8 protein-coding genes and 1 tRNA gene are annotated in these 12,833 nt (G+C 60.2%); 7 read left to right on the top strand and 2 right to left on the bottom strand.

Annotated features, from left to right (window positions below):
• The first annotated feature begins 179 nt into the window (after window positions 1–179).
• Both CWS72_RS04685 and CWS72_RS04680 read left to right on the top strand, forming a co-directional pair.
• Window positions 180–1,721, top strand: a complete 1,542-nt coding sequence (locus CWS72_RS04685; protein WP_101249401.1) for an NAD(P)H-hydrate dehydratase — start codon at window positions 180–182, stop codon at window positions 1,719–1,721.
• Window positions 1,691–3,130 (top strand): malonyl-CoA decarboxylase, encoded by a 1,440-nt coding sequence (locus CWS72_RS04680; protein ID WP_101249400.1) that lies wholly within the window; start codon window positions 1,691–1,693, stop codon window positions 3,128–3,130. Before CWS72_RS04685 ends, CWS72_RS04680 begins: the two co-directional genes overlap by 31 nt.
• 49 nt (window positions 3,131–3,179) lie before the next feature.
• On the opposite strand, the gene CWS72_RS04675 is transcribed toward CWS72_RS04680, so the two are convergent.
• Both CWS72_RS04675 and CWS72_RS04670 read right to left on the bottom strand, forming a co-directional pair.
• Entirely contained in the window at window positions 3,180–4,511 is a 1,332-nt protein-coding gene (locus tag CWS72_RS04675; RefSeq protein ID WP_101249399.1) for a globin-coupled sensor protein, read from the bottom strand.
• 149 nt (window positions 4,512–4,660) lie between these two features.
• A complete protein-coding gene (locus tag CWS72_RS04670) occupies window positions 4,661–5,959 on the bottom strand; it encodes a globin-coupled sensor protein (RefSeq protein WP_241911576.1) in 1,299 nt (432 codons plus the stop codon).
• 256 nt (window positions 5,960–6,215) lie between these two features.
• Between CWS72_RS04670 and CWS72_RS04665 the strand changes: the two genes are divergently transcribed.
• From CWS72_RS04665 to lon, 5 genes are all read left to right on the top strand, one after another.
• A tRNA-Leu gene (locus tag CWS72_RS04665) sits at window positions 6,216–6,300 on the top strand.
• 90 nt (window positions 6,301–6,390) lie between these two features.
• Window positions 6,391–7,791 carry a trigger factor gene (gene tig / locus CWS72_RS04660; protein WP_101249397.1) on the top strand — a complete coding sequence of 467 codons (1,401 nt, stop codon included), beginning with the start codon at window positions 6,391–6,393 and terminating at the stop codon, window positions 7,789–7,791.
• 160 nt (window positions 7,792–7,951) lie between these two features.
• Window positions 7,952–8,596: an ATP-dependent Clp endopeptidase proteolytic subunit ClpP gene (gene clpP / locus CWS72_RS04655; protein WP_101249396.1), complete on the top strand. Its 645-nt coding sequence runs from the start codon at window positions 7,952–7,954 to the stop codon at window positions 8,594–8,596.
• Window positions 8,597–8,813: 217 nt separating this feature from the next.
• Window positions 8,814–10,079, top strand: coding sequence for an ATP-dependent Clp protease ATP-binding subunit ClpX (clpX, locus tag CWS72_RS04650; RefSeq protein ID WP_101249395.1), 1,266 nt, complete (start codon window positions 8,814–8,816; stop codon window positions 10,077–10,079).
• A 151-nt stretch (window positions 10,080–10,230) separates the two neighbouring features.
• Window positions 10,231–12,645 (top strand): endopeptidase La, encoded by a 2,415-nt coding sequence (gene lon / locus CWS72_RS04645; RefSeq protein ID WP_101249394.1) that lies wholly within the window; start codon window positions 10,231–10,233, stop codon window positions 12,643–12,645.
• The last annotated feature ends 188 nt before the right edge of the window (window positions 12,646–12,833 follow it).

The raw sequence follows: 12,833 nt of genomic DNA, 5'->3' as shown, positions 1-12,833 counted from the left end.
GGGCCCGTCCATCCATGGTGGGCGTCGCGCCGCCGACCGCGACCTATATAACGCCCTTCACCGTCAGCGACCAGTGCGCTGGCGGTGAGATCACCTATGAATTTTATGGTTATATGCCCCTGTGGGGTTGCCAAGCCGTCGATTGGGTTTAACCTTTAACCAGAGCGCCCGGGAGGCCGATGTTGAGTTGCCTGCTGTCCACCGCTGAAATGTTTGCCGCCGATGAGGCTGCTCTTGCCCTGGGCATCCCGGGCGAGATCCTGATGGAGGCGGCCGGGTGGCAGGTCGCCACGGCCATCCGCAAACGCTGTCCTCCTCGCCTGGTGCATGTGCTGTGCGGTCCGGGAAACAACGGCGGCGACGGATTCGTGGTGGCGCGCCTGCTTGAATCCTGGGGCTGGCCCGTTCGTCTGTTCCTGTTGGGCGAACTCGCCGGTCTCAAGGGCGATGCCGCGCTGATGGCATCGCGCTGGCGGCATGAAATTTTGCCGCTCACACTCGCAAGCCTGGATGGGGATCCCCTGGTGATCGACGCCCTGTTCGGCGCCGGCTTGTCCCGGCCGCTCGAAGGCTTGGCGCGCCGGGTGATCGAGGAGATCGGCATTCGCGGCCTCGACATGGTGGCCGTCGACGTGCCGAGCGGGATCGATGGAAACAGCGGGCAGATGCTGGGGGCCGCGGCCCAAGCCTGGTTGACCGTTACCTTCTTTCGGCCGAAGCCCGGTCATCTGCTGTTGCCGGGACGCCTTTTGTGCGGCGAGTTGGTCGTCGGCGACATCGGCATACCCGAAACCGTGCTGGCCGATATCGCTCCGCAGACATTCGTCAATACGCCGAGCCTGTGGCGCGACAAGATCAAATGGCCGCAGCCGGCCGGGCATAAGTACGACCGCGGTCATCTGCTGGTGGCTGGCGGCGCAGTTCTCACCGGTGCCGCAAGGCTGGCGGCAATGGCGGCCCGCCGGGCCGGGGCCGGACTGGTCACTCTGGCGGCTCCGGAAGGCACCGCCGACGTTTATCGGGGCGATCATCCGGGCGTGATGGTGCAGCCGTCGATCGCCTGGGAACGTCTGGTGCTCGATCGCCGGGTGACGGCCGCGGTCATCGGGCCGGGATTGGGCATCGGACGCGGGACGAAAGCCCTGGTCGCCGATGCGCTCTCGGCCGACAAGCGTTGTGTGCTCGACGCCGACGCCTTGACCAGTTACGCGGACGATCCGCAGGCTTTGTGGCAACTGGGCAAGATGCCGGTGCTGACTCCGCATGACGGGGAGTTCAACCGCCTGTTCGATCATACCGGCGACCGCCTGACCCGGGCGCGGCGGGCCGCCGCCACGAGCGGCGCGGTTATCCTGCTGAAGGGATCGGACACGGTGGTGGCCGCGCCCGACGGCCGCGCGGCGATCTCCGTCGGCGCTCCTCCCACCTTGGCCAGCGGGGGGACGGGAGATGTCCTGTCCGGTTTGATCGGTGGATTGTTGGCGCAAGGGATGGATCCTTTCGAAGCCGCCTGCCTGGGTGCGTGGATGCATGTGCAGGCGGCGCAAATGATCGGTCCAGGATTGATCGCAGAAGATCTTATCGGAGAGATGGCGTCCGTCTGGCGGCGCCTTTCCGACGACGATATCCCGTCTTGGTCGGAGAGGACGGGCGGACCGGAACGCTTTCATCTCCGGCGGAGGAGAGCGACATGGACGACGGAAAGCTGGCGGGACTTGTGACGCAGGCCGCCAATTACGGACTGTTCGACCGATTGAAGACGTTGCGCGGGCTTTGGCGTGATATCGCCCAGTCCCTGGGTGGCGCTCCGAAAATCGATCCCGAGTTGCCTGCGGATGACGCGGCCTTGCTGCGCAACCAGGTGCGGGAATGTTTGCAAGGCCGGGGGGGCGAGGTATCCGCCCGAGCGCGGGCCGCCACCCTTGGGCGCTCCTATTTGGAGCTGAATGCCGTCGGCCGGCGAAACTTTCTGAAAATGGTGGCCGACGAATTCGGTCCCGATACCGGCCAGGTCGACAAGGCGATGGCCGATGTGGCCAAGGCTTCCGGACCCGCCGAGCGTCATGCCGCGGAGCGTTCCTTGCGTGAAGCCCTGGAAAGCCCCCGCCAACGGCTTCTCACGCAGTTCAATGCATTGCCGGAAGGCGTGAAGTTCCTGGTCGATATGCGGGCCGAGCTTTTGCCTCTGAGCAAGGGCGATCCCGCCATGCAGGCTTTTGAGGCCGATTTGAAGGAGCTGTTAAGCGCCTGGTTCGACGTCGGTTTCCTGGAATTGCAACGCATCACCTGGCGGTCCCCGGCCCTGATTTTGGAAAAAATCATGGCCTATGAGGCTGTGCATGCCATCCAGGGATGGTCTGATCTTAAGAATCGACTCGATTCCGACCGGCGTCTTTACGCCTTCTTCCATCCCCGCATGCCCGACGAACCGTTGATTTTCGTAGAGGTGGCGCTGGTTCGCGGCATCGCCGGCAATATCCACGATCTGTTGGATGAGCATGCTCCGGTGGAAGATCCGAAGAAGGCGGATACCGCCATATTCTATTCGATCAACAATGCGCAGAAGGGATTGGTCGGCATCAGTTTTGGCAATTTCCTGATCAAGCGCGTGGTCGATAGCCTGTTGCACGAATTTCCCAATCTGAAGACTTTCTCCACCCTGTCTCCCATCCCCGGTTTCCGGACCTGGCTTAACCGCCGTTTGGCCGAAGGCGAGGACGCGATATTGGAGCCGGCGGAACTGCGCGCTCTGGCGGCATTGCCGGCGAAAGGAGAGGGGGCTCCGCAGGGGTTCGCGCAATTGCTCGATAGCCGCTGGGTTGACGATGGAGCCACTGCCCAGGCCCTGCGCACACCTCTGATTCGCCTCTGCGCGCACTATCTTTTGGAAAAGCGCTCCGGAACGTCGCGGGCGCTGGACCCGGTGGCGCATTTCCACCTGACCAACGGGGCGCGCATGGAGCGCCTGAACTGGCTGGCCGACACTTCCGACAAGGGCGTGGCCCAGTCGGCCGGCATGATGATCAATTACCTTTACAAACTTTCAGAAATCGAAGCCAACCACGAGGCTTATCGGGGGCAAGGAAAGATCGTCACCTCGGCCGCCGTTCGTGCGCTCGGCAAAGGCTGAATGGAACAGTTCTTCCGTGCGGCGGGGATTGCCCATCGCACGGAAATGGTCAACTCGCGCGGACGGCGACGAGGAAATTGCCGACGGCGCCGGACAGGCGTTCCGACTGTTTGGACAATTCGCCGGTCGCGCTCAGCACTTCTCTCGCCGCATGTCCGGTTTCCCCGGTGGCCTGCGTGACGGAGCCGATGTTGGAGGTGACCTGATCGGTCCCTGAAGCCGCTCGTTGGATATTGCGGGCGATTTCCTGCGTCGCCGCGCCCTGCTGTTCGACGGCCGCGGCAATCGCCGCGGCGACCCCGTTCATTTTTCCGATCGTTTCGCCAATGCCGGTGATGGCTGCCGCGGCCTCCTTCGTCGCGTTCTGCACCGCGAGGATCTGCGCGCCGATATCCTCGGTCGCCTTGGCGGTCTGATTGGCAAGATGCTTGACCTCGCCGGCGACCACGGCGAAGCCTTTCCCGGCGTCTCCGGCTCTGGCCGCTTCGATGGTGGCGTTCAAAGCCAGCAGATTGGTCTGAGAGGCGATGTTGTTGATAAGTTTGACCACCTCGCCAATACGCAGGGCCGCTTCGGTTAGTCCCTGCATTTTCTGGTTGGTGCGGTCCGCTTCATCGGCGGCGGTACTGGCGATCTTGTTCGACTGGACGACCTGCCGGTTGATTTCGTGAATCGATGAGGACAGCTGTTCGGTGGCGGCGGCGACGGTTTGCACGTTTTCCGAGGCCTGTCGGGCCGCCGCGACGACGACTTCCGCCTGTTGATTGGTTCGCTCGGCGGTGGAAACCATTGAACGGGACGTACTTTCCAACTCCGTGGTGGCGGCGGTGACGATGCCGACGATGGAAGACACGTCCCGTTCGAAAAGCGTGGCCTGGCCATTCAGTTTTTCATGCAGGGCGTCGATATAGACCGAGATGGCGAGATCCATGTCGAGAAAAGCCGCCTTGTTGATGGCGGCGATCACCTGGCCCAGACGCTCGGGAGCCGTCTTCTTCTTGCCGCCGTAATGTGCGCAGGCGAGATGGACCATCTTGTCCAGGCTGAAGCAGTAGGACGCGGTGTACCATCGCGGTTCCAATCCGATGCGGGCATGCGCCTGGCCGATCTTCTGAACCTGCTCAAAATAGGCGTCATCGAATCTGCCCGAGAAGACGTTGTCGAGCCAATGCTGCTTTTGCATGAGACGAGCCCGGTCCATGGAGTTTCCCGCGAAGGTCCTGGCCGCTTCGGGCGTTGTTTGGGCATGGCGATAGAAGTCATCGAGAAGGACATCGATCGCCGGTGCCAGGATCGCGTGGAATTCGCGAAGAGCCTCTCGCACCCCCTCATCAATGAGAAGAAATTTCAGCCGACCAGCTCTATCAAGATCATTACTCATCAATAACTTCTCCTAATGGGAGAAGTTAACCCTAGCTCGGCAAAACCAGGGCGGCAATATCTGAGTATGATAATGATCGATTTGGCGAGGCGTGGCCGGGCCGGTTAATAAAGGGACATCCCCGGGCCCGTCGGGCCCGGGGGGATGGGTCAGGCTTCCCGGATGACCTCGAGGAACATGTCGATGTCCGTCGACAGTCTGGTCGACTGCACCGAAAGTTCCCCGGCGGCGGACAAGACCTCCTGAGCCGCCTTTGCCGCATCCGTGGCGGCATCGGTGACGCCGCCGATGTTGGTCAGCACCTCGCCGGTGCCGGCGGCCGCTTGTTGGACATTGCGGGCGATTTCCTTGGTGGCGGCGCCCTGTTCTTCGACGGCCGCCGCGATGGCCGAGGCGATCTCGCTCATTTTTCCGATGGTGCCCCCGATGCCGTTGATGGCACCGACGGCATCCTTCGTCGCGTTTTGCACGGCAAGGATCTGGACCGAGATTTCGTCGGTGGCCTTGGCGGTCTGGTTCGCCAGGCTTTTGACTTCGCCGGCGACGACGGCAAAGCCTTTTCCGGCTTCGCCGGCCCTGGCCGCCTCGATGGTGGCGTTCAGCGCCAAAAGGTTGGTCTGGCTGGCGATATTGTTGATCAGCTTGACCACTTCGCCAATACGGAGCGCGGCATCGCTCAGTCCCTGGACCATATGATTGGTTCGCGACGCCTCGCCGACCGCCGAATTGGCGATTTCGGTGGATTGGACGACCTGCCGGCTGATCTCCTGAATCGAGGCCGACAGTTCTTCCGCTGCGGAAGCCACGGTCTGGACGTTTTCCGAGGCATGGTCGGCCGCCCGGGCGACGGCGGCGGCCTGACGGCTGGTCTGTTCGGAACTGGCGGCCATCGTCTGGGCGGAAGCGCGCAACTGCGTAGCCGCCGATGCGACGACACCGACCGACGAGGCGACATCGTGCTCGAAGTTGGTGGCGCTGCCCCGTAAGCGCGCGTCCTTCTTCCTCAAGGCCTCGATATAGACGGAGACGGCAAGGTCCATGTCGAGAAAGGCGGCTTTGTTGATGGCGGAAATCACCTCGACCATTCGTTCGGGTTTCTTGCGGTAGGTTTGCGCCGCCAGGCGGAGCAATTTATTGACGGTAAAACAGTATCCGGCCGTGTACCATCGCGGCTCCAATCCGACCTGGGCGTGCATCTGGCCGATTTTCGTCACCTGGGAAAAATATTCGTCGTCAAATTTTCCCGAGAAGACATTGTTCAGCCAGTGATGTTTCTGCATGGAGCGGGCATGTTCCATGGAGCGTCCGACAAATATTTTCGCGGCCGCTTCCGTCCGCCCGACATGGCGGTAAAAATCGTCAAGAAGGTCATCAATCACCGTCGCCAGGATGGGGCGAAATTCTTGCAATGCGTTTTTGACATTGTCGTCGATGAGTAGAAAACCCAAGCGGTCGTTCCTATTGAAATCCCCGGTCACTTATTTCCCTCCGTCAAGAGCGTTAGGAGATTCCTCCTTTGCGGTCTCTTATAACATTAAGTTTTCTAGGGTAATTCCCCTGGAATTGCTAATACTAAAGACATATATCGGGGATTTTTTGAATGATTAACCGTCGGTGCCGCCACGCGGTTTTGCGCTGTTTCCTGAAAAATGTCTGTGCTATAGACATCGGCTCCGGCCGGACGGCCGGGGCTTCGGCATGTCCGCGGGCGTGGTGGAACTGGTAGACACACTGGATTTAGGTTCCAGCGGCTTCGGCCATGGGGGTTCAAATCCCTTCGCCCGCACCACAACGCCCAGCGCGGCGCCGATTCCCCGGTCAAGGTTGCAAAACCGCCTGACGCGGTCGATATAGACATTTTCGATTGGCAGAGAATTCAATGCAGGTAACTCAAACCAATGCTGACGGCCTGAAGCACGAATTTAAGGTCGTTATTCCCGCCGGACATCTGGAAGAGAAGGTTTCGACCCGGCTCGCCGAGGTGGGGCGGACGGTCCGCATTCCCGGGTTCCGTCCCGGCAAGGTGCCGATGGGCATTTTGCGGAAGAAATACGGTTCCTCCGTCATGGGCGAGGTGCTCGAGTCCGCCGTCAACGACGGCACTCAGCATGCGCTTGATGAACATAAGCTGCGGCCGGCCGTGCAGCCGAAGGTCGAAATCACCTCCTTCAAGGAGGGCGACGACCTCGAGTTCACCATTGCCGTCGAAACCTTGCCCGAGGTGAAGATTTCCGGCCTCGGCGATCTGGCCCTGGAAAAGCCGGTGGCGGAAGTCACCGACGTCGAGGTCGAGCAGGCGCTGCAGAACATCGCCAGCCGTCAGGAAAAGACCGAAGCCGCTGAGAAAACCCACGCAGCCGAGTCCGGCGAAGTGGTCGTTATCGATTTCCTGGGTAAGGTCGACGGCGTTGCCTTCGACGGCGGCAAGGCCGAGGGTTATTCGCTGAAACTTGGATCGGGCAATTTCATTCCCGGTTTCGAGGACCAGTTGATCGGCGCCAAGGCTGAAGAAGAGCGGGTGGTCAAGGTGACTTTCCCGGCCGATTACGGCAGCGATGCCTTGGCCGGCAAGGATGCCGAGTTCGAAGTCAAGGTTCACGAGGTGCGCAAGGTCGTGCCGGCCGTGCTTGACGACGAGTTGGCCAAGGGTGTCGGCCTCGAGACCCTGGACGAGTTGAAAAAAGCCGTGCGCGAGGAAATCGAGCGCGACTATACCAACCTTTCCCGGGCTCATCTGAAGCGCCACCTGCTTGATCAGTTGGCCGCTCAATATGATTTCGGTGTGCCCGAAGGCATGGTTGAGCTCGAATTCGACGCCATCTGGAAGCAGTTGGAGAAGGACAAGAGCGAAGGCCGGCTCGATGCCGCCGATCAGGGCAAGAGCGACGAGACCCTGAAGGAGGAATATCGGGCCATTGCCACGCGTCGCGTGCGTCTTGGTCTGGTTCTCTCCGAAGTCGGGCGTGAAAACAACATCACCATCGTTCAGGAAGACCTGAATCGTGCGGTGATGGCCGAAGCGCGCCGCTATCCCGGGCAGGAGCATCTGGTGTTCCAGTACTTCCAGAAGAACCCGGACGCCCTGAACAGCCTGCGTGCGCCGATTTTTGAAGAGAAGGTCATCGACTTCATTCTCGAATTGGCCAAGGTGACCGAGAAGGTCGTCTCCATCGACGATCTGCGCAAGGATCCCGAGGATGAGACGGCGTCCGAAGCGGCCGATGCCGCTCCGAAGCCTAAAAAGAAAGCGGCGAAGAAGAAGGTCGCCGCTGAAGAATGACGCCGTAACTCAAGCCATCCCAATCCGTCTGCCGGAGGGAACGACCGCCTGCGTGGCCGGTCCCGGCCGGCGGCGGTCCGGGTGGTGGATGGAAATGGCGTCGGCGGGACACCGGTTGCGGTGAATGCCACCAGACGGAAGCATCAGGACGAGGTTGAAGATGAAAGACCGGGATCCCATCGAACTTTATATGAACACCCTCGTTCCCATGGTGGTCGAACAGACCAACCGGGGCGAACGTTCCTATGACATTTATTCCCGCCTGTTGAAGGAACGGATCATTTTCCTGACCGGTGAGGTATTCGACCAAGCCTCGGCGCTTATCTGCGCCCAGCTTCTGTTCCTTGAATCGGAAAACCCGACCAAGGACATCTTCTTCTATATCAATTCGCCGGGTGGCGTGGTGACGTCCGGTCTGGCCATCTATGACACGATGCAATACATCCGCCCGCCCGTGGCGACGGTTTGCATCGGCCAGGCGGCTTCCATGGGCTCCCTGCTGTTGACGGCGGGTGCCGCCGGCAAGCGGTTCTCCCTGCCCAACGCGCGGATCATGATCCATCAGCCGTCTGGCGGAGCGCAGGGGCAGGCCACCGATATTGAAATTCAGGCGCGCGAGATCCTGGCATTGCGGGCTCGGCTGAACAATATGTATGTGGAGCACACCGGCCAGACCCTGGACGTGATCGAAAACGCCATGGAGCGCGATAAATATATGACGGCGAACGAGGCCAAGGATTTCGGCTTGATCGACGAGGTGGTGACATCCCGTCCGCCGGTTCCGGAGGCAACCTCCGCTGCCTAAGCAAGTCGCCTTATTTTCCGCCACATTCCACCTGTTCCGCGGAGACGCGGAACAGGACGATTTCTGTCCGATCAATCCGGCGTCGACCGTTCGAACCGCACCCCGGCGGCGGGACGGCGGACCCGAGTGGTCGAGCCCGGCCATATTTAGCATTGTCTGGCGGCGGCCCAAGGGTCTAACATAATTCTGCTGCGGCCGCACACCTTATGGAGAACCGATGACTAAGTCCACCAGCAGCGATTCCAAAAACACCCTCTACTGCTCCTTCTGCGGAAAGAGCCAGCATGAGGTGCGTAAGCTGATCGCTGGGCCGACCGTGTTCATTTGTGATGAATGCGTCGAGCTGTGCATGGACATTATCCGCGAGGAGCACAAGACGCATCTCGTCCGCTCCCGCGATGGCGTCCCGACCCCGCGCGACATCTGCGCGGTCCTGGACGACTATGTCATCGGCCAACAGCACGCCAAGCGCGTGCTGTCGGTGGCGGTGCATAATCATTACAAGCGCCTCGGTGCCGGAGGAAAGAATTCGGACATCGAAATCGCCAAGTCGAACATCCTGCTGGTCGGCCCGACGGGCTGCGGCAAGACGTTGCTGGCGCAGACGCTGGCCCGGATCCTCGATGTGCCGTTCACCATGGCCGACGCCACGACATTGACCGAAGCCGGTTATGTCGGCGAGGATGTGGAAAACATCATTCTGAAGCTGCTGCAATCGGCCGATTACAATGTCGAGCGCGCGCAGCGCGGCATCGTCTACATCGACGAAGTGGACAAGATCAGCCGCAAGTCCGACAACCCGTCGATTACCCGCGACGTCTCGGGCGAGGGCGTGCAGCAGGCCCTGCTGAAGATCATGGAGGGAACCGTCGCTTCGGTTCCACCGCAGGGCGGCCGCAAGCATCCGCAGCAGGAATTCCTGCAGGTCGACACGACCAACATTCTGTTCATCTGCGGTGGTGCCTTCGCCGGTCTGGAAAAGATCATCGGTGCGCGCGGCAAGGGCACCTCGATCGGTTTCGGCGCCGATGTGCGTGGTCCCGATGAGCGTTCGACCGGCGATATCCTGCGCGAGGTCGAGCCCGAGGATCTGCTGAAGTTCGGTCTTATCCCCGAGTTCGTCGGTCGCCTCCCGGTGCTGGCCACCTTGACCGACCTGGACGAGGCCGCCCTGGTCGACATCCTGTCGAAGCCGAAAAACGCCCTCGTCAAGCAGTACCAGCGTTTGTTCGAGATGGAGGACGTCCGTCTGTCCTTCAACGAGGATGCGCTGAAGACCATCGCTCAGAAGGCCATTCTCCGGAAGACTGGCGCGCGTGGTCTGCGTTCGATCATGGAGAGCATTCTGCTGGACACTATGTTCGATCTGCCGGGCCTCGACAGCGTCGAGGAAGTCGTGATCAACGGCGAAGTGGTCGAAGGGCGCGCTCAGCCTCTTTATATCCATGCCGACCGCCGCGAAGACGTCGGATCGAGTGCCTAGAGCTTTGCGGTTGCCTTTGACTTTATCCCGGGAAGTGGGGTTCGGTCGGGTAGCCCCCCTTGACCCGGCGGAAAAGGAACCGAAGTATTAGTCAAAGGGCTGCGAAGCAACACCTTCCGGCTAATCCGAACGCTCGTGAATAAGAGGTAGCATGGTCGAACTTTCGCGCGGAGACGTTTTTCCCGTTCTTCCGCTTCGGGACATCGTCGTCTTTCCACATATGATCGTCCCCCTGTTCGTGGGCCGCGAGAAGTCGGTTCGCGCCCTGGAAGACGTCATGAAGGACGATAAGCAGATTCTTCTGGTCGCCCAGAAGAACGCTGCGCAGGACGATCCTACCGCTGACGACATTTACAAGGTCGGTACGGTAAGTACCGTTCTGCAACTGCTGAAATTGCCTGACGGCACCGTCAAGGTGCTGGTGGAGGGTGGTCAACGGGCGCGGATCACCGGTTTCACCGAGAACGAAGTGTTCTTCCAGGCTTATGGCGAAATGATCGGCGAGAACTCCGGCGACTTGCAGGAGTTGGAGGCGCTGTCGCGTTCGGTGGTTGCTCAGTTCGAGCAATATATCAAGCTGAACAAGAAGATTCCGCCCGAGGTGCTGGTTTCGGTCAATCAGATCGAGGACCCCGGCAAGCTGGCCGACACCGTGGCCTCGCATCTGCAGCTCAAGATCTCCGAGAAGCAGGAGCTTCTCGAAATCGAGACGGTGTCCGAGCGCCTGGAGCGCGTCTATTCCTACATGGAATCGGAAATCGGCGTTCTGCAGGTCGAGAAGAAGATCCGGAACCGCGTCAAGCGGCAGATGGAAAAGACCCAGCGCGAGTACTACCTCAACGAACAGCTCAAGGCCATTCAGAAGGAATTGGGCGAGGGTGAGGACGGCAAGGACGAATCGGCGGAGATCGAGGAGCGTATCGGCAAGACGCATCTCTCGAAGGAAGCTCATGAAAAGGCCGTTGGCGAGCTGAAGAAGCTCCGCAATATGAGCCCGATGTCGGCCGAAGCGACCGTGGTCCGCAACTACCTGGATTGGATCCTGTCCATTCCGTGGAAAAAGCGAAGCAAGGTCAAGCGCGACCTCAAGCAGGCCGAGAAGATCCTGAACGCCGACCATTACGGTCTGGAAAAGGTCAAGGAACGTATCCTCGAATATCTCGCCGTGCAGCAACGCACGGTGAAGGTAAAGGGGCCCATTCTTTGCCTCGTCGGCCCGCCCGGCGTGGGAAAGACCTCGCTCGGCCGTTCGATCGCCAAGGCGACGGGGCGCAACTTCGTGCGCGTGTCCTTGGGCGGCGTTCGCGACGAATCCGAGATTCGGGGACATCGCAGAACCTATATCGGATCGATGCCGGGCAAGATCATCCAGGGGATGAAGAAGGCCAAGTCGTCCAATCCCCTCTTTTTGTTGGATGAGGTCGATAAATTGGGTGCCGACTGGCGCGGCGATCCGGCCTCGGCTCTTCTTGAGGTCTTGGATCCTGAGCAGAACAGCACTTTCAACGATCACTATCTCGAGGTCGACTACGATCTGTCGGACGTGATGTTCGTCACCACGGCGAACACGCTTCGGATGCCGCAGCCTCTTCTTGATCGTATGGAGCTCATCCGTCTGTCGGGTTACACCGAGGATGAGAAGGTTGAGATCGCCAAGGGTCATCTGATCGACAAACAGATCAAGGCGGCCGGTCTCAAGAAGGGTGAATGGTCGATTTCCGACGAGGCGTTGCGCGATTTGATCCGCTACTACACGCGGGAAGCGGGCGTCCGGAGTCTCGAACGTGAAATCGCCAATCTCGCCCGCAAGGCGACGAAGGAGATTTTGACCAAGGGCACGCCCGGCGCCAAGGTCACGGTTACCCGCCGCAATCTGGAGAAATACGCCGGAGTCCAGCGCTTCCGCTATGGTGAGGTGGAGCTTGAGGATCTGATCGGTGTCGTCACGGGTCTGGCCTGGACCGAGGTGGGCGGCGAACTTCTCTCGATCGAAGCGGTCTCCATGCCCGGCAAGGGCGTCTTCACGCATACGGGTAAGCTTGGCGATGTGATGCAGGAGTCGATTTCGGCCGCGCGCTCTTATGTTCGCGCCCGATCGGTCAATTTCGGCATCAAGCCGTCGGTCTTCGAGAAGCGTGACATTCACGTGCATGTGCCGGAAGGGGCCACCCCGAAGGATGGACCGTCCGCGGGCGTCACCATGTGCACGGCGATCGTCTCCGTGTTGACCGGTATTCCGGTACGCAAGGATGTGGCGATGACCGGCGAAATCACACTGCGGGGTCGCGTTCTGCCCATCGGCGGTCTGAAGGAAAAATTGCTGGCGGCCCTGCGGGGTGGCTTGAAGACAGTGATTATTCCAAAGGACAATGAAAAGGACCTGGCCGATATCCCCGACAATGTGAAGCGGGGGCTGACGATCTTGCCGGTGTCAACAGTTGACGAAGTATTGAGCAACGCTTTGACTGCTCCTTTTTCTCCGATCGAGTGGGAAGCCGAGCAACAGCCGGTTACCATGGCCAAGCCCGAGCCGAGCGAGGAGGAGGTGGGGGTCGTCACCCACTAAAGCCGTAAATCGCTTGAGTTTTCCGTGAAGGCCGCCTCGGTGACGAGGCGGCCTTTCCTTTTGGTTGGGCAAACCGCTTCCAGCTCGCCAAATGCAGCAGATTCGGCAGAAAAGCTGGGGATAGCTGCGCTTCTTCGATTGACGAGTATCCAAGTGCCGTTTTAGACTGCCTGCATCCTTTATGGTAG

Origin of the sequence: Telmatospirillum siberiense (assembly GCF_002845745.1) — a bacterium.
Taxonomy (GTDB): domain Bacteria; phylum Pseudomonadota; class Alphaproteobacteria; order Rhodospirillales; family Magnetospirillaceae; genus Telmatospirillum; species Telmatospirillum siberiense.
The sequence above is the reverse complement of the archived record's forward strand: the minus strand, read 5'-3'. Positions and strand labels throughout refer to the sequence as shown.